The 17,824-nt window shown below is 64.9% G+C and carries 15 protein-coding genes; 8 read left to right on the top strand and 7 right to left on the bottom strand.

Annotated elements, in window-relative coordinates; genetic code table 11:
* Window positions 1–33: 33 nt before the first annotated feature.
* Genes ACAty_RS10455 through ACAty_RS10425 form a run of 7 tightly spaced genes read right to left on the bottom strand, consistent with a single transcriptional unit; the run spans window position 34 to window position 6,738 of the window.
* A complete protein-coding gene (locus ACAty_RS10455) occupies window positions 34–843 on the bottom strand; it encodes an endonuclease/exonuclease/phosphatase family protein (RefSeq protein WP_004868356.1) in 810 nt (269 codons plus the stop codon).
* Window positions 827–1,153, bottom strand: coding sequence for a hypothetical protein (locus ACAty_RS10450; protein WP_014003334.1), 327 nt, complete (start codon window positions 1,151–1,153; stop codon window positions 827–829). The genes ACAty_RS10455 and ACAty_RS10450 overlap by 17 nt, the downstream gene beginning before the upstream one ends.
* Window positions 1,141–1,905 carry a HesA/MoeB/ThiF family protein gene (locus tag ACAty_RS10445; RefSeq protein ID WP_004868353.1) on the bottom strand — a complete coding sequence of 255 codons (765 nt, stop codon included), beginning with the start codon at window positions 1,903–1,905 and terminating at the stop codon, window positions 1,141–1,143. The genes ACAty_RS10450 and ACAty_RS10445 overlap by 13 nt, the downstream gene beginning before the upstream one ends.
* On the bottom strand, window positions 1,898–2,344 hold the full coding sequence (locus tag ACAty_RS10440) for a hypothetical protein (protein ID WP_004868350.1): 447 nt from the start codon (window positions 2,342–2,344) through the stop codon (window positions 1,898–1,900). The genes ACAty_RS10445 and ACAty_RS10440 overlap by 8 nt, the downstream gene beginning before the upstream one ends.
* 47 nt (window positions 2,345–2,391) lie before the next feature.
* On the bottom strand, window positions 2,392–3,564 hold the full coding sequence (locus tag ACAty_RS10435) for a lipocalin-like domain-containing protein (protein ID WP_004868348.1): 1,173 nt from the start codon (window positions 3,562–3,564) through the stop codon (window positions 2,392–2,394).
* Window positions 3,557–6,058, bottom strand: coding sequence for an FtsX-like permease family protein (locus ACAty_RS10430; protein ID WP_038472220.1), 2,502 nt, complete (start codon window positions 6,056–6,058; stop codon window positions 3,557–3,559). Before ACAty_RS10430 ends, ACAty_RS10435 begins: the two co-directional genes overlap by 8 nt.
* Window positions 6,055–6,738 carry an ABC transporter ATP-binding protein gene (locus ACAty_RS10425; protein WP_238323797.1) on the bottom strand — a complete coding sequence of 228 codons (684 nt, stop codon included), beginning with the start codon at window positions 6,736–6,738 and terminating at the stop codon, window positions 6,055–6,057. The genes ACAty_RS10430 and ACAty_RS10425 overlap by 4 nt, the downstream gene beginning before the upstream one ends.
* A gap of 243 nt (window positions 6,739–6,981) precedes the next feature.
* Here ACAty_RS10425 and ACAty_RS10420 point away from each other — a divergent pair, with 243 nt between their 5' ends.
* Genes ACAty_RS10420 through ACAty_RS10385 form a run of 8 tightly spaced genes read left to right on the top strand, consistent with a single transcriptional unit; the run spans window position 6,982 to window position 17,821 of the window.
* Entirely contained in the window at window positions 6,982–8,025 is a 1,044-nt protein-coding gene (locus ACAty_RS10420; RefSeq protein WP_004873208.1) for a phytoene/squalene synthase family protein, read from the top strand.
* Complete coding sequence (shc, locus tag ACAty_RS10415) at window positions 8,022–9,968, top strand: squalene--hopene cyclase (RefSeq protein WP_004873207.1); 1,947 nt, start codon at window positions 8,022–8,024, stop codon at window positions 9,966–9,968. The genes ACAty_RS10420 and shc overlap by 4 nt, the downstream gene beginning before the upstream one ends.
* Entirely contained in the window at window positions 9,959–10,666 is a 708-nt protein-coding gene (locus tag ACAty_RS10410; RefSeq protein WP_004873206.1) for a phosphorylase family protein, read from the top strand. The genes shc and ACAty_RS10410 overlap by 10 nt, the downstream gene beginning before the upstream one ends.
* Complete coding sequence (gene hpnA, locus ACAty_RS10405) at window positions 10,663–11,646, top strand: hopanoid-associated sugar epimerase (protein WP_004873205.1); 984 nt, start codon at window positions 10,663–10,665, stop codon at window positions 11,644–11,646. Before ACAty_RS10410 ends, hpnA begins: the two co-directional genes overlap by 4 nt.
* A gap of 2 nt (window positions 11,647–11,648) precedes the next feature.
* Entirely contained in the window at window positions 11,649–12,812 is a 1,164-nt protein-coding gene (hpnI, locus tag ACAty_RS10400) for a bacteriohopanetetrol glucosamine biosynthesis glycosyltransferase HpnI (protein WP_004873204.1), read from the top strand.
* Window positions 12,809–14,236: a hopanoid biosynthesis associated radical SAM protein HpnJ gene (gene hpnJ / locus ACAty_RS10395; RefSeq protein ID WP_004873203.1), complete on the top strand. Its 1,428-nt coding sequence runs from the start codon at window positions 12,809–12,811 to the stop codon at window positions 14,234–14,236. The genes hpnI and hpnJ overlap by 4 nt, the downstream gene beginning before the upstream one ends.
* On the top strand, window positions 14,233–15,117 hold the full coding sequence (hpnK, locus tag ACAty_RS10390) for a hopanoid biosynthesis-associated protein HpnK (RefSeq protein WP_004873202.1): 885 nt from the start codon (window positions 14,233–14,235) through the stop codon (window positions 15,115–15,117). Before hpnJ ends, hpnK begins: the two co-directional genes overlap by 4 nt.
* Window positions 15,095–17,821 carry an MMPL family transporter gene (locus ACAty_RS10385; protein WP_038472218.1) on the top strand — a complete coding sequence of 909 codons (2,727 nt, stop codon included), beginning with the start codon at window positions 15,095–15,097 and terminating at the stop codon, window positions 17,819–17,821. Before hpnK ends, ACAty_RS10385 begins: the two co-directional genes overlap by 23 nt.
* Window positions 17,822–17,824: the final 3 nt, after the last annotated feature.

Below are 17,824 nucleotides of genomic sequence, written 5' to 3'. Positions count from 1 at the left end.
GCTTTCTGGCTTCTCCTGGCCGCCAACGCCGTCTTATTGTGGCACGTCGGTGCCGCCCTTCCCAGACGGGCGGGTCGCGGCGGGACACCAGCGCAGGCGCGCAAGGACGGCCAGATGGTCCGAGAGCGGTTCCGTACTGCGCTGCCAGTCCAAAAATTCCAGGTCTGGGCTGCAGAGGATATGGTCAAAGGAAAAGCGGGGCGCCCAACTCGGAAAGGTCGCCAAGGGAGGTTCCGCCTGCCGCAGTCCAGTCAGGCGCAGGAGTAGGCGCAGTTCCGGTGATCGTGCGCCACAGTTGAGGTCACCCATGACCACCGTGGCCTGCCGTCCGACGAGGTATTCTGCCAGTGCTTCCACCTGCCGAAAGCGGCCGTGTCGACTCAGGGCCAGGTGCGTCACCACGACGCTGAGGGGGTGGCCGGCCAGATCGATGGTGGCTTCCAGCAGGCCCCGCCCGTGCATCCATCCCGGCAGCACCCGCCGGTGAACGGCGACGATGGGCCAGCGACTGAGCAGGCCATTACTGTGTTGCGCCAGCTCGCCCCAATCCCGCGTCCGGCTCTGGGCCCAGAACGGAAACCCGGCCTTGTTCGCGAGATAGGCGGCCTGATTGACGTACTGACTGCGATAGGAGCCGGCGTCCGCCTCGTTCAGGCCGACGATGTCGGCTTCCCTGAGGGCCATGCCGATGCGCTCCAGATTGCCGAGGCTGTGGCGATGGGGAAGGAGGTATTTCCAGCCGTGCAAGACGAGGTGACGGCTGCGTCGGGAGCCGATGCCCACCTGGATATTGTGGCTGAGGACCGTAAATTCCTGGCAATGGCCTTCAGTCGGACTGGGCAAGGACGATTTCCCAGGGCTCACCGTTGTTGGGATCGTGCAGGCTCAGGCTAAGGACGCCGCGTTCCGTCTCGGCGAGATCAAAGTGCAGGACGCCCGCCCCCGATGGCGTGTGGACGGTGCCGAACGTGGCAAAGAGCCGCTCGCCGCAGGCCTCCATCTGTGCAGCGACCGCGGGCCAGCGTTCTGCGGTGCCGGGGTAGATACTGCGCAACTGGTCATCGCGCGCGCCCAACCAGCCGCTGCCTTCACCCTTTTGCAATCGTTCCATCAGGGCGTTGGCCACGTGCCGGGAGAGCGTCAAGCGGGGCATGCGCAGACCGGACAGTGGGGGTCACGGCGTAGACGCAGGGTACGCCATTCCCAGTTGAGGAGGTCCAGGAGCAGGAGCCGTCCGCCCAGCGGCGATTCCAGGCCAAGCAAAAGTCGCAAGGTCTCCAGTGCCTGCATGGACCCCAGGATGCCCGGCACGGGTCCAAGCACCCCAGACGTGGCGCAGCTGTCCCCCGCATCCTCGCCCAGTTCGGGGTAGAGGCAGGCGTAGCAGGCGGCGTCCTCGCGGCGAAAGTCAAAGATGGCCAGCTGACCCTCCCAGCGCAGGGCTGCCGCCGACACCAGCGGCCGACGAGCACGCTGCGCCGCACGATTGATGTCGTGCCGCGCAGTAAAGTTATCGGTGCAGTCGAGCACGATGTCGTGTTGCGGGACGAGGCTGTCCAGGAGCTTTGCATCGACAGCCGTCGCCACCGTCGTGATCTGTGCCGCGGGGTCGAGGCGCAGGAGCGCACGTCGTGCCGCCTCCACCTTCAGCTCGCCAACGTCTCCATCGCCGTAGAGGATCTGCCGCGGAAGGTTGCTGAGGTCCACCCGATCGCCATCGCAGAGGGTGAGGTGCATGAGCCCCGCAGCCAAGAGATACTGCGCCGCCGGACAGCCCAGGCCACCGAGGCCGACGATGAGCACCCGGTGCTCCAGCAAGGCTTCCTGGGCAGACACGGACCACTGGGGCAGAACCAGTTGACGGGCATAGCGCAGTAGATCGCCATCGCTGTCAAGGTCATGCATCGTTGTAGAGGTCGTAGTCGATGGCATTGTCGTCCACGGCCATGCCACGCCGTGGCTGCAGACCGGCCGGTAGCCGCCGCAGGAGCGCGTGATGGCGCTCGTGGATGGCGTCGAGCATCCACAGAATCTCGCTGGGGTGACCGGGGCTGCTTCCCTGCAGCAGGTGGCGGAGGTAGATGCTTTCGTCCTCCACCTTGAGGAGCAGCGGCGTGGGCAGATCGAGGGGTAGCACGTGGCGCTGCAGGAGCCAGTCCATGGGGGAGTCGACTTCCGACCCCAGCTGCCGCAGATCCACCCGGAAATGGCCACCGCCACCGGGCTGCTTCAGGAGTTCGGCAAGGTAACCGGGGGGAAAGCCACGATGCAGAATGATGGTGCGCCCGCGAAAGCGCTCGAAGAACCGATCCTGCAGGGTGAGGGGCGATGCGGAATGAGGCATGCCCCATGTTAGCGCCGTCGCGCCCAGGCTGCCAAGAGCCGGTGGCTTCAGCGTGGGGCCTGTGCCCGCGGCGAAGTGGTCTTGCCGGTGGCCGGTGTCTCCGGCAGTTGCAGAGCCTTCGCGTAGCCCGTGAGTTCCAGATAACCGGAGCCCAATCGGCGGCCCTTTTGCCAGGCAGTCACCGCGCCCTCCCAGTAGGTGGTCCCGGTGCTCGCGAGTGCCCGGAATTGCTGATCGGCCATCAAGGGCTGCAGATGGAATTCCAGGGGGCCGGCGCGGATGGCCCAGGCAATGGGGTAGGGCGCACCGCTGCTGGGGGAGGTCCAGAATTGCGTGGGCCGCATATGGATGGCGCTGGCGGGCAGATAGTCGACGCGCCCATCGGCATGGCGCCAGGTGCCGGCGAGCCACAGGGCTTTACCGTCCCCCGCACGCATGCGAAAGAGCATCACCGCGCCACCATCGTCGAGATTGAGACCGAGCCAGTCCCAGCCCACGGCCCCTTTGGGCAGGTAGGCGGCGGACCACTCGTGGTCCAGCCAGGCACGACCACGCACCCGATGGTCCCGGCCATTGATCTGCAGCCGACCGCGCACGCGCAACTGCGGCAGGCTGTAGTAATAGCTGGCATTGGCGGGATCGGGTCCCTTCTGGCTGACGCCGTCGGGCCCTTCCAATAGGGCCGCCTGGGTGGCCTCGAGGCGCAGATTCAGGTGGAAATGGCGGCTGTGGATGTTGGTCTCGTAATCCTTGCCATCCTGCTGCAGACGCCAGGAGTCCAGCCAGACCCGGGTGCGGTCCTGGGCGGCTCCAGCAAGATCCATGGCCGTCGTCGCACTACGCTGGGCCGTCAGCAGGTGCCCGATGTGCGGATCGGCAATGGCGGCCTGAGCAAAAATCAGCTGCCGTGGGTTGAAGGCGCTGGGGTTGTCCCAGACCTTCGCTGGCCGCACCCGAAAGAAAGTCACCTGAAAGCCATAGGTCTGCCCGGATGCATCGTGCAGGTGTCCCGTGACGTACCACCACTCCAGGGGAAAGTCCGGATGACTCCCATAGGCATTGGGAAAGCGCATGGGCTGGGCGGTAGTGACCGCAACCTTCGGGGTTTTCTCCACCGGCAAGTGTGGCGGCGGCAGAGGCGAGGCCATGCTGCTCGGCGCCAGCAGGAACCCGGCCGAGAGCAGCAGACCGCCGAAGAGCGTGCGCAGATGCCTACTCATCGCGTACCACGGTCAGGGCGCTGGACAGGGCTTTGCGAGCGCTGAGCAGCATGGTGACGACGCTGGCAAGCATCAGCGCTGCCGCCACCAGCAGCAGATTGCTCCAGGGCGGATGAAAACCCATGTGCCAGTGAAAGGATTGGGGGTTGACGAGATCGATGAGCAGCAGGCTGATGGCAAAGCCCAGTGCGCCTCCCAGGGCGACCCCAAAGGAGGATAGCAGGAGTGACTCCCGCAGTAGGAGGCCAACGACGTCGCGACGGCGCAGGCCGATGGTCCGGAACAGGGCAAATTCGCGCTGACGCAGCAATATCTGGGCGCCAAAACCGTTGGCCACGCCCAGTAAACCGATGACGATGGCCACCGCCTCCAGGGCGTAGGTGGCGGCAAAGCTGCGGTCAAAGATGCGCAGGCTCTCGGCACGGATGGCCCGCGGCGTTTCCAGCTGCCACTGGCGCAGTTCGGGAAAACGCTGGATCAGCTGCGCCTGCGCGTTCACCACGGAAATCCCCGGACGCAACCACAGGGCAAGACCATTGGCGCTATCGTCGCCGGTCCAGCGCCGGTAGACCTCGATGGGTATGGAGATGGCACCCTGTTGGTAGGCATAGTCGCGGTAGATACCGACGATGCGCACGGCGTGGGCGCGACCGTCTACGGGGATGTGGACGATCTCTCCGAGTCGCCAGTGGCTGATACCCGCCAGTATCTCCGAGATCCACGCGGGCGGTGGCCCCACTTGCGCTGCGGGGATGGCCCTCAGGATCTGGAGCTCGCGACCCGGATCTGCGGTGTCCAGGCCGCGTGCCAGCAATTCCACCGGCGGATGTCCGGGCAGCAGATTGACCTGCAGGCGGCGCATGGGTGAGCACTGCCGAACCACGCTGTCGCTGCAGATGGCGGCGACGCGCTCCCCGGAAATGCGCGCACCCGGCCCCGATCCCGCCTGCAGATACAGGTCCGCCCGCAGGATGTCCACCAACCAGTCGGCAACGGAATCGCGGAAGGATCCCACCATGATGGCCATGGCCACCACCAGACTGAAGGCGACGACGATGGCCGACAGACTGTGTGCCACCCGTCCCGGTGTCCCACGCATCTGCAGGAAGGCCAGGCGTCCCAGGGCGCCCTCTGGCACCGGTAAAATCCTGCCCAGCAGGCGTGCCAGGGGCCCGATGAGGAAGAGGGTGGCAAAAAGCAGGATGGCGATGGCTAGGTAAGCGCCGTAGGGGATCCCCCCCAGGGGTGGGATGGCGGCGCTCAGGGCTGCGAGGACGAGCAGGATCAGCCCGGGAAGGAGTTTCTGTCCCGCCTCGTCCTCCTCACTGCCCTGGCCCAGGGCCCGTACCACGGTAGTCCGACTGGCCTGCCACGCCGGCAGGCCGGCACCCAGGAGCGCCGCTGCAATGCCGGCACCGGCAAAGGCAAGCCAGAGCAGCGGGTGCCCACGAAGCGCCAGGTGACTGGCACTGAAGTACCCGGCACCCAGATCCCCACCCAGACGGGCCAGGGCGGTGGCGGCGGCAAGATTCCCCAGGGGGATGCCGAGGGCAATGCCCGGCAGCCCCAGGGCAAGCCCCTGCGCCAGCACGCTCGCCAGGATCTCCCGGCGGCGCAGGCCAAGAACGCGGAGAACGGCCAGGCTTCGGCGCTGGCGTACGACGCCCAAGGCCAGGGTGGCATAGATCAGGAAGGCTCCGGTGAAGAGGGCCACCAAGGACAGTACCAGGAGGTTGGCCCGATAGGCCCGGGAGGCGCGGGCGGCCACCGCCCCCTGCTGCTGCGGGGTCTCGAGGCTCGACCCCGGCGGCAACCGGTCTTGCCACTGGCACTGGAAGCCTGTGGGATCGACGCCCGGGGCTAGGCGCAGATCGACCCGATTGAGCCAGCCGATGCGCCCCCACAGCCACTGCGCCGAGGCAATGTCCGCGACCCCCACGGCACCTTGGGGAGGGTCGACGGGAAGCAGGCCAATGACCCGAAAGGAGCGCGTCACCCCCGCTGCCCGCAGCGTCATGGTTTCCCCCACCCGCAGGTGAAACTGCTTGGCTGCGGCGGGGCTCAGGACGATGCTGTGGGGGTCGAAGAGTGCCTCTGGATGGGCAAGCTGCGTGGGTACCAGAGGCTGTCCGAGGCGGATGCTGGCGAAGGGCGCGATGCCCCAGACGGGAAAGCTCTGCCAGGCACCGTCCACACGGATTTCGCCATAGACCCGCAGTTGCGGCGCGGCCACCTGGACCCCCTGTGCCGTGGCCAGGCGCCGGTACCAGTCCTCGGAGAAGCCTTTGCCTGGTGCCTGGAGTACCAGATCTGCCTCACCGGCAAGCCGTCGCAGGCCGCCGGCAAAATCCTGCACTGCCTGCAGATTGATCAGCGCCACCGCAAGCCCCAGCGCCACGCCCAAGGCTACTCCCAGAATCGCCAGGGCAGTGGCGCCGGGGCGCTGGCGCAGGGGCCGCCACACCGCAGCCCGCCAGGGGATGTGCAGACTCATAGCTGCCGCAGGCCCCGCCTTTCCAGTCGAAAGCGACGCTGGGCACAGGCCGCAGCAACGTCGGAGTGCGTGACCATGAGGATGGCCGAACCCGCTCGCTGCCCGGCATCGCGCAAAAGTTCCAGAACCTGTCCGGCCGAGTCCGGGTCCAGACTGCCCGTGGGCTCATCGGCCAGGATCAAGGCCGGATCGTGCAGAGTGGCGCGGGCCACCGCCACCCGTTGCATTTCGCCCCCCGAGAGCTCCCGCGGCCAGGCCTCCAGACGGTGATCGATGCCCAGGAAGCGGGCCAGTTTCCGCACCCGTTCCGGCAGGCCCTTGCGCGGTAGGGCATTGAGGCGCCAGGGCAGGGCGATGTTCTCCGCCACCGTGAGCTGCGGGATGAGGTGAAAGGCCTGAAAGATGAATCCCATCTGGCGGCGCCGCAGCAGGGTGCGGGCGTCGTCGTCGAGCGCGTCCAGATCCTGTCCGGCAAAGCAGAGGGTACCACCGTCCTTGCGATCCAGACCGGCGACGATGTGTAGGAGGGTACTCTTGCCAACCCCACTCTCGCCGAGGACAGCGACGAACTCACCGCGATGGAGCCCAAGGGCCACGGCCTCAAAGAGCCATCGGTCCGCTGCGTCCGGGACGCGCTTGCACACGCCCTCCATGGACAGAAGATGGGCTGCGTCAGCCACGGGAAGTCCGCCAGAGCATAGCCGTACACTAATGGATTTCGAGCCGCGCTGCCAGCTTCGGAGCGCCGCCCAGAAGCCCGTGCTGCGCGCCCATCAACAGCGCAGACAGAACCGCCAAAGACGTCGTCTGGACTTGCATCCGGACGGGCAGATGGTTACATTTCCGCACTTAAAGTGTGGTTTTCATGCGAATCCGGCATCACCACAATACTGAGGAGCCGTCTTGCCACCATTGCTACGCTCATGCTGAACGCGGATCTCGCCCCGGCGCTGGCTTTTCAAGAGCGCAGTCTTCAGGCCGTATCGCGCACCTTTGCCCTGACCATACCCCGTCTCCCCCAGGGATTGCGCGAGCCTGTGGGTAATGGTTATCTGCTGTGCCGCATCGCCGATACCATCGAGGACGACCCGGAGCTGTCCTGGAGCGAAAAGGCGCGTTGGCAGGAGGCCTTCGTCGCCGTGGTGCAGGGCAGGGCAGAGCCAGACGCCTTCGCCCGCGACTTTGCTGCCGTCCTCTCGCCGCAGATGCCGGCGGGTGAGCGTGAGCTCATTCGCAATACGCCCCTGGTCATCCAGGTGACCCGAAGCTTCAATGCGACCCAGCAGGAGGCCCTGGCTCGGTGTGTGGCCATCATGGGATCGGGCATGGCCAAATTTCAGGAACAGGCGTCGCGAGCAGGCCTTGCGGACCTTGCCGCCCTCGATTCCTACTGCTATGTCGTCGCCGGTGTCGTGGGCGAGATGCTGACCACGCTCTTCATCGATTACGAGCCGCGTCTCGTGGTGCGGGAGGCCGACATGCAGCGCCTTGCCGTGCGCTTCGGGCAAGGCTTGCAGATGACCAATATTCTCAAGGACTTCTGGACGGACTGGGAGCGCGGCGTGAACTGGTTGCCGCGCGACCTGCTCGCGCGGCACGGCGTCGACGTCGCTGCCCTGGCGCCCGGTCAGGACAATCCGGCCTTCCAGCACGCCCTCCTGGAGCTGGTCGCCATTGCCGGTCGGCATCTGGATGCTGCCCTGCGCTATACCTTGATGATTCCTCGGGAGCAGACCGGAATGCGGGATTTCTGTCTCTGGGCCATCGCCATGGCCGTACTGACCCTGCGCCGGATTGCCGCGCAGCCGGCTTTCCAACGAGCCGAGCAGGTCAAGATCAGTCGCGATAGTGTGCGTCGGGTGGTCTGGATGTCGCAATTGCTGCATCGCTCCGACGAACTCCTACGCCTGGCCTTCCGGGTCGGGGTCCGACCCTTGCCGCAGATAAATGGCGGGGTGCCGGCATGAATCCCGTCGTGCATAACCTGACGCGCCCCCACCGCAGCGCCGAGCCCAGGCCGAGCGCTCTGCAGCGCAGCATTGCCGCGGCCCAGGCAGCCTTGCTCCAGCACCAGGCCGCAGATGGGCATTGGTGTTTCGAGTTCGAAGCGGACTGCACCATCCCCGCCGAATACATCCTGATGATGCACTACATGGATGAGCGGGATGCCGCCCTGGAGGCGAAAATGGCCGCCTATCTGCGCCGCAAGCAGGAGAATCACGGCGGCTGGTCCCTCTACCACGGCGGACACTTCGACATGAGCGCGTCGGTGAAGGCCTACTTTGCCCTGAAGCTCGCCGGCGATGATCCCGAGGCGGCGCACATGCGTCGCGCACGTAGCGCCATTCTCGCCCACGGCGGCGCCGAGCGCGCCAATGTCTTCACCCGCATCACTCTGGCGCTTTTCGGGCAGGTACCGTGGCGTGCCGTGCCCTTCATCCCCGTGGAAATCCTGCTCTTTCCGCGCTGGTTTCCCATGCACATCTATAAGGTGGCATCGTGGTCGCGGACCGTGATGGTGCCCCTGTTCATCCTCTGCAGCCTCAAACCCCAGGCCAAGAATCCCTTGGGCGTGCATATCCGCGAACTCTTCACGCGGCCCCCCGAGGATATCGACGATTACTTTGCCCACGCCCTGCAAGGTTGGGTATCGCGGATCTTTCTCTGGTTCGACCGCCTCGGGCGCGCCTTGGAGTCCTGGATTCCCCAGGCTCTGCGACGCCGGGCAATCGCCCGGGCCGAGGCCTGGTTCATCGAGCGCCTCAACGGCGAAGATGGGCTCAATGGCATTTTTCCAGCCATGGTCAATGCCCACGAGGCCCTGGCACTCCTGGGCTACGCTGCCGAGCATCCCTATCGGCAGCAGACCCGTGCCGCCTTGACCAAGCTCGTGGTGGAGCGTGCCGGAGAGGCCTACTGTCAGCCCTGCGTATCGCCGGTCTGGGATACCTGCCTTGCCCTGCACGCACTCCTCGAGGCGGATGGCGATGTCAGCGAAGCGGCAAGGCGCAGCATGCAGTGGTTACTGGATCGGCAGATCACCGACGCCCCCGGTGACTGGCGTGAGCGCCGGCCGCACCTGGCCGGGGGCGGCTGGGCCTTTCAGTACGCCAATCCCTACTACCCGGATCTGGACGACACCGCCGCGGTGGCCTGGGCCCTGGCGCGCGCGCGCCGCCCGGAGGATCGTCCCGCCGTGGAGCGTGCCGCAAACTGGCTTGCCGGTATGCAGTCCCGCAATGGCGGTTTCGGCGCCTACGACGTGGACAACACCTATTACTACCTCAACGAAATTCCCTTCGCGGATCACAAGGCCTTGCTGGATCCGCCCACCGCCGACGTATCGGGACGGGTCCTCGCCTTCCTCGCCATTCTTGATCGGGAGCAGGACGCTCCGGTGCGCGCACGGCTCATCCAGTACCTTCTGCGCGAGCAGGAACCCTCGGGTGCCTGGTTTGGCCGCTGGGGCACCAACTACATTTACGGGACCTGGTCGGTACTCATGGGAATGGCCGAACTCCGAGATCCGGGCGCAGAGGTCCGCGATGCCATGGCCAGGGCGGCACACTGGCTGCGCTCGGTGCAGCAGGACGACGGCGGCTGGGGCGAGAGTAACGACAGCTATGCCGACCCGGGCCTCGCGGGTCTCGGGCAGGAGAGCACCGCGGCCCAGACCGCCTGGGCCTGCCTCGCCCTGATGGCGGCGGGGGATAGCGACAGCGAATCGCTGCGGCGCGGTATCCAATGGCTCCAGCGTCATCAGGAGCAGCCCGGCGACTGGCAGGATCCGTATTTCAATGCGCCGGGTTTCCCCCGAGTCTTTTACCTCACCTACCACGGCTACAAGATCTATTTCCCGCTCTGGGCCCTGGCGCGCTATCGCAACATCACGGAGCGGCATTGCGCCTAGGCATCGTTACGGCGCTATTTGCGGAGGCTCGCAGTCTGGGACTGAAAAAACCACGGCCGGGGCAAACGCACGCCCTGGGTGAGCATCTCCTAGTCCGCCTGTCGGGCATGGGTCCAGAGCGGGCGGCGCTGGCGGCGCGACAGTTGTTGGACGACGGTGCCCAGGCCTTGGTGTCCTTCGGTACCGCCGCTGCCCTGCAGCCCGAATTGCGCCCGGGTACCCTGTGTCTGCCCCATGAGGTGCTCTGGCAAGAACAGCGCTGGGCCGCCGACGAATCCCTGCGCAGCCGGCTCCTGGCCAAACTGCCGACGCAGCGGCGTTGGCAGGTCTGCGGTCGTCCACTCCTCACGGTCGGCGAGGCCTGCGTCGAACCGCAGGGCAAGGAGGCGCTGGGGCGAAGCCATGGAGCGGCGGCCCTGGACATGGAGAGTGGTGCCGTGGCGGCCGTGGCCACTGAGGCGCAACGCCCGTGGCTCGCCGTGCGCGCCATCCTCGACCCACTGCAGCGCCGTCTTCCCAAGGCTGCTTTGGGTGGCGTGGATGCCTTTGGTCGCCTGCAACCGCGCGTCTTTCTAGGACTGCTGTCCCGGCGGCCGCAGGATCTGCCGGTGCTGATGGTTCTTGGCCGGGATCTGGAGGCGGCGAGTACCAGTCTGCGGCGGGCGGCCGAGTGTCTGCATGCGGGGCTGGACGCATGAAAGTCCTGGTGACGGGGGCGTCCGGCTTCGTCGGTAGTGCCGTTCTGCGGCGCCTGCAGGCGGAAAATCTGGAGATCCGTCTGCTGTTGCGTAAACCCTCCAGCGTCCTTGAAAGGGACGATGTGGAGTTGTGCTACGGCGATCTGCTCGAACCGGCGAGCCTCGAGGCGGCCGTGCAGGGTTGTCAGGCAGTTTTTCACGTGGCCGCCGACTATCGACTCTGGGTACCGGACCCGGCGGCCATGATGCGCGCCAACGTCGACGGTACCGTTGCCCTCATGGAAGCAGCTCTGGCCGCCGGTGTCGAGCGTATCGTCTATACCAGCAGTGTTGCGGTACTGGGTTTCTATGGCGATGGTCGCCCCAGCGACGAGGCCGCCCCGTCTTCGTTGGACGACATGATCGGCAGCTACAAGCGCTCCAAGTTTCTTGCCGAGGAGGCCGTGCGCCAGATCCAGCAGCGGCACCAGGCCCCCATCGTCATCGTCAATCCCTCGACGCCCGTTGGCCCCGGCGATGTCAAACCAACCCCCACCGGACGCATGGTGCGGGATGCAGCGCTGGGACGTATGCCTGCCTACGTCGACACCGGTCTCAATATCGTTCACGTGGACGATGTGGCAGAGGGACACTGGCTGGCCTTCCAGCACGGACGACCGGGTGAACGCTACATCCTGGGGGGAGACAACCTGTCCCTGGCCGCCATCCTCACCCGCATCGCCGGGCTCACGGGTCGCCCCTCACCCCGTGTGCGTCTGCCGCGCAGCGCCCTGTACCCCGTCGCCTGGGCGGCGGAGGCCTGGGTGCGCGCCCGTGGCCGTGGCACACCCCTGGTGACGGTGGACGAGCTGCGCATGGCCGCCCATCGCATGTACTTCAGCTCCGCCAAGGCCGAAGCCGAACTCGGGTACCGCCACCGGCCGGCGGAAGAGGCTCTGCGCGACGCCGTGCGCTGGTTCTTGCAGACACCGGCCAGCTGAGCATGTCGGCCTGGGAAATCTGGCAGCTGCTCTGCGGGCTTCTGCTGGTGGCGAGTTTTGGTTACTGGGGCCTGGCCTGGCACTCCCTGCGACGCTGGCAGCCGCATCTGTTGGAGATGGACGACGGCAACGCACCGTCCGTGCCAGCCTGGCCCACCGTGAGTCTGCTCAAGCCCCTCCACGGTGCCGATCCCACACTGGCCGACCTCGTGCTGGCGGCTGCGCGGCAGAACTATCCCGACTACACCCTCATCTGTGGCGTACAGCAGGCCACGGATCCCGCCCTGCAGGTCCTGGAGGCGCTGCAGCGTCAGCACCCCCAGTTGCCCCTGCGCTGGCGCCTGCACGATTGCCGCCTGGGCAGCAATCCCAAGGTCAACAACCTCGCCGGAATGAGCGACCTCGGGCTTGCACCGGTCGTGGTGATCCAGGACGCCGACATCGCCGTAGGGCCCGACTATCTGCGCCGGGTCGTGGCCGCCCTGGAGGGTCCGCGGGTGGGGCTCGTGACCTGCCTCTATCGCCCGCGGCCGGACCGGCATTTCTGGTCTTCGGTGCTGGCAGCGCAGGTCCAGGAGCTTTTCCTTCCCTCGGTGCTCGTGGCCAATCGTCTCGGGCCGACCATCTATTGTGCCGGCGCCACCATGGCCCTGCGCCGCGACATGCTGGAGCTCTGCGGAGGCTGGCGGGCCATTGCCGACAGTCTTGCCGACGACTATGCCCTGGGAGCCCGCGTTCGAGCCCACGGCAAGGAGATCGCGCTGTCGAATTATGTGGTGGATACCCAGGTGATGGAAGCCGGTTTTCGCGCGTTCCATCGCCACGCCCTGCGCTGGGCGCGCACCACCCGTTCGGTACAGCCTTTGGGGCACGCTTTTTCTTTCCTGAGCTACCCCTTGCCTTTGACCATGATCCTCGCGCCCTGGCTCGGCTGGGGCGGCTGGATCCTCATCCCTGTGGTTCTCACGCTGAGGCTCGTGTACCATAGGGCGATTGCGAAGCTGCTCAAAAATCCCTTGCCGCCTGCGGCGGTACTGCTCGGCGACCTGCTCGCCCTGTGGATCTGGGCTGTGGCCTGGGTTTCACGTCGGGTATACTGGCAGGGGAGTGACTATGCCTACGACAGCCACGGTCGCATGCGTGGCGGAGACGGAGTGCAACGATGACCATGAAGACCTTGTTTTTGCAGGCGCCATCCTTTGAAGGCTTCGATGGTGGCGCGGGCTCGCGCTACCAAGCCAAGCGGGAGATCCGCTCGTTCTGGTTCCCCACCTGGTTGGCGCAGCCGGCGGCGATGATTCCCGGAAGCCGTCTGCTGGACGCTCCGCCTGCCGACGTCACGGTGGAAGAAACCCTCCGGGTAGCCAAGGATTACGAACTCTGCATCATCCACACCAGTACCCCTTCCTTCCCCTCGGATCTGCGCATGGCCGAGACCCTGAAGGCGCATTACCCCCAGATGCAGATCGGTCTGGTGGGTGCGAAGGTGGCGGTGGAGCCGGAAACCTCCCTGCAGGCCTCGCCCGCCATCGATTTCGTCGCCCGTGAAGAGTTCGACTACACCCTGAAGGAAATTGCCGAAGGGCGTCCCCTGGCGGAGGTGGACGGCATTCACTACCGCGACGCCGACGGCCGCATACATGGCAATCCTGACCGCGCCATGATCGAAGACATGGACGCTCTGCCCTTTGTGTCCGAGGTCTACAAGCGCGATCTGCGCATCGAGGACTACTTCATCGGCTATCTCAAGCACCCCTATGTCTCCTTCTACACGGGACGGGGTTGCCGCTCCCAGTGCACCTTCTGCCTCTGGCCGCAGACCGTGGGCGGGCACCGCTATCGTACCCGCAGTGCCGCCAACGTCCTGGAAGAAGTGCGCTATATCCAGAAGCAGTTCCCGCAGGTGCAGGAGATCTTCTTCGACGACGATACCTTTACCGACGACCGGCCGCGCGCAGAGGAAATAGCCCGTGGCCTGGGCAAGCTCGGGGTGACCTGGTCCTGCAATGCCAAGGCCAATGTACCCTATGAGACCCTCAAGGTCCTGCGCGACAACGGCTTGCGCCTGCTCTTGGTGGGCTACGAGTCCGGAGATCAGCAGATCCTCAACAACATCAAGAAAGGGCTGAAGGTGGAGGCGGCACGCAAGTTCACCAAGGATTGCCACGAGCTCGGCATTACCATCCACGGTACCTTCATCCTCGGCCTGCCGGGCGAAACCCGGGAAACGATCCAGAAAACCATCAATTTCGCCAAAGAAATCAATCCCCACACCATCCAGGTGTCGCTGGCAGCCCCCTATCCCGGAACCTACCTCTACAACCAGGCCAAGCGGGAGGGCTGGCTCACGGATGAGGATGAGGCGCACCTCGTCAACGATCGTGGGGTGCAGATCAGCCCCATGAGCTACCCGCATCTGAATCACACGGAAATCTTCGATTCGGTGGAGGTGATGTACAAGCGCTTCTACTTCCGTGCCGGCAAGATAGCCGAAATCACCGGTGAAATGCTGCGCAGCTCACAGATGATGAAACGGCGTCTGCGAGAGGGCGTCGAGTTCGTGCGTTTTCTGCGCCAGCGCCACGGTTGAGTGCCGCAGACCTCGCCCCGCGGCGTATCGTATTCAATGCCGACGACTTTGGTCTGGACGTTGCCGTCAATGAAGCGGTGGAGTCGGCATTCCGGAATGGCCTGCTCACCAGCGCCAGTCTGATGGTGTCGGCGCCTGCGGCCGCCGATGCCGTGGCCCGGGCGCGGGCGCTTCCGGGCCTTGGGGTTGGATTGCACCTGACCCTAGTGGACGGTACCCCAACCCTTCCCGCGGACCAGATTCCGGACCTGGTAGACGACCAGGGCCGTTTTGCCGCCGATCTCTGGCGCCGCGGTTTTCGTTATTTCTTCCTGGCACGCGTGCGTCGGCAACTTGCGGCGGAGATCCGGGCGCAGTTCGAGGCCTTTGCGGCAACGGGGCTGTCCCTGGATCACGCCAACGCCCACAAGCACCTGCACGTTCACCCCACCGTACTGCGCCTGCTGTTGGATATTGGCAAGGACTACGGGCTGGGCTGGGTGCGGCTGCCCTGGGAGCCGCTCCAGCTGAAACGTTGTATGGAAAAGCTGTCCTGGCAGGACAGCGTGGGCGCGTTGCTGCTCAGTCCCTGGGTGGGCCGTATGAAACGCCGGATTCGCGCTGCCGGCATGGCGTGTAACGACATTCTGGTGGGACTGCAGGCCACCGGGCGTATGGACAGCATGGCCTTGTCCCGGGCCCTGCACTGTTTACCCCATGGCGTCCTGGCGGAAGTCTATTTCCATCCCGCCAGTCGCCAGACGCCGCTACTGCGACAGTTGATGCCCCAATATCGCCCAGTGGCCGAGTGGCAATCCCTGTTGAATCCGGACCTTGCGAGCTATGTACGCGAGGCCTGTTTCGTGTGCGGGAGCTTCCGTGATTTTTCCGGCAGCCGATAGAGTGCTCGCGGGTCTGGGCAGGACCTACGTCCGTCTGCTGATGGCGGTTGTGGACGGATGCGTGCGTTTTTCCCGCGTCGTCCTGCTGTTTTTTCTGGTGGCCTTGGTGGCGTCGGTGTACTACGTGGTCGGTCATTTTGCCATCAACACCGATACCAGCGATGCACTGTCCCGCGATCTGCCGTTTCAGCAGCGCGAAGCGGCCTACAAAAAAGCCTTTCCGCAAGATCGCGACAGTATCGTGGTGGTCTTGCAAGGGCAGAATCGAAGCACCACGGATGGGGCGGTGGACCGCCTCCAAGCCTGGCTGCGCTCCCATCCCGAGACCTTCCCGCAGGTGTACGTGCCGGGGGGTGGATCCTTTTTCCAACGCAATGGTCTGCTCTATCTGCCGACGGCAAAGGTAGAGGAATTCGCCAAGCGTATCACCGACGCCCAGCCGCTCATCGCGCGCCTGTCGGCGGATCCCGGTATCGGTGGTCTCAGCAAGCTCCTCACCGAGGCGATAGATCATGAGCTTTCCGGTGGCAGTTCCCTGAGTGGTCTGACCAAAGTCTACGACGCCTTGAACGATGCCATCGTCGCCAACCTGCAGAACAAGCCCTACACCGTGTCCTGGGCCGAGCTCATGGGGGGCAGTCTGAACGATCTTGGACCGCGCAAACGCTTCGTCGTCGTTGAGCCACGGATGAACTTCCACGCTCTGGAGCCGGCTGCAGCCGCCATCCAGCGCTTGCAGGCGGGCCTCAAATCCCTGCATTTGGATCCGGAGCACGGCGTACAGGTTGGGATCACGGGCTCCGCCGTGCTCGACGCCGAACAGTTGCAGACCGTCAGCCACGGCGCTGCCTACTCGCTGATCCTGACCCTGATCCTCGAGATCCTCCTGGTCAGCATCGCCCTACGCTCGGCACGCCTGGTGACTGCGGTATTCGTGAGTCTGATCAGCGGGATCGCGTTCACGACGGCTTGGGCACTCTTTTTCATCGGTCCCTTCAATCTGATATCCGTCGCCTTTGCCATACTGTTCGTCGGCTTGGGGGTGGACTTCGGTATTCAGCTGTGCATGCGCTACCGCGAAGAGCTCTTCAATGGCGCGCCCCATCGTGAAGCCATGGAGCGCGTAACCCGCGGTATCGGCGGTGCTCTGACGCTGGCGGCGGTGGCCGCGGCCCTGAGCTTCTTTGCCTTTGTGCCCACGACCTACGCCGGCATCGTCGATCTCGGTCTCGTTTCCGGGGCCAGCATGCTCATTGCCCTGATCCTCACCCTGACCATGGTTCCGGCCATTCTCACGGTCTGGCCCATATCGTCCCAGTCTCTGCGGCGTGTCACCTACCCCCACTTTCAGAAGGTACCGACCCTCGCCCGTCATCCCATACACCGTTACGCCTACTGGGTCCTGACAGGCGTCGCCTTGTTGGCCCTCGCCGCCATCCCCGCAGCCCTGCGGGTATCTTTTGATTTCAACCCATTGCATATGATCGACCAAAAGGCGGAAGGGGTGCGAGTATTCGAGTCCCTGCTGGCCGATCCCGATACTGCTCCCTATCGGATCGAGGTGCTGCGCCCGAATATCGCCAGTGCCGTGGAAACCGCCAGGCAGCTGGACAAGCTACCCACCGTCGCGCGTACGGTCACCATCGACAGCTACATCCCCAAGGATCAGCAGGCCAAGCTTGCGATCCTGCAGAACCTGCAGATTCTCGTGCCGCCCTTTTCGCTGCTGATGCCCGCCACATTGACACCACCGGACGACTCGAAAAGTCTTGCGGATCTACAGAAGCTGCAAGGGAAACTACAGGAACTCATCGCGAGGCGGACGGCAGTATCGGCGGGGTCGGCGCCGCCCTCCGCTGAACTGCTTGCCGCACAGCGCTTGTCTGCAAGCCTCGCGCGTTTTCTGCCCGTTGCCCGCAAGGATCCCGCCCGCCTCCAAAGTCTGCAGGAGAGTGCGTTGGGGACTCTACCCAGCGAGCTGAAAAAGTTGGGAGAGGCACTCATGGCGTCGCCGGTGACCTTGAACACGCTGCCCGAGGACCTGCGGGAGCGTTACCTCGACGCCCGTGGACAGGCGCGGGTCGAGGTCTTCCCCAAGGAAAATCTCGTCAGTAACCGCAAGATGCTGGATTTCGTGCGTTCGGTGCAGCGGGTGGTGCCGGATGCCGTGGGCACACCGGTGATGCTCATAGAGGGCGGTGAGGCGGTGCTCTCGGCCTTTCGTCAGGCTACCTTCACGGCACTCATCGGCATTGCCCTGTTGCTGCTGGTGTCCCTGCGGCGCTATCGCGATGTGCTCCTCGTCATGCTTCCGCTGATGCTGGCGGCACTTTTCACGGTTGCGACCATGTCCCTGCTGGGGCTGAGCTTCAACCTCGGGAATATCATCGTCCTACCCCTGCTCATCGGCCTCGGCGTTGCCTTTGCCATCTATCTCGTGCTGCGCTGGCGCAGTGGAGTGGACGTTGCCCATCTGCTGCAGACCTCGACGCCCATGGCGGTATTCTTCAGCGGTCTGACCACCTTGAGTGCCTTTGGTAGTCTTGCCGTCTCCAGTGATCCTGGCATGGCCAGTCTCGGCAAAGCCCTGAGTCTGGCTTTGGCCATGGTTTTACTGTCCATTTTGCTGATCCTGCCGGCCCTGCTGCTGATCTTTACCCATTCGCCACAGGAAGAGGGTATGGCGGCGGACGAGGGGAGTTGAGCC

The sequence above is a fragment of the Acidithiobacillus caldus ATCC 51756 genome (assembly GCF_000175575.2).
Taxonomy (GTDB): domain Bacteria; phylum Pseudomonadota; class Gammaproteobacteria; order Acidithiobacillales; family Acidithiobacillaceae; genus Acidithiobacillus_A; species Acidithiobacillus_A caldus.
The sequence above is the reverse complement of the archived record's forward strand: the minus strand, read 5'-3'. Positions and strand labels throughout refer to the sequence as shown.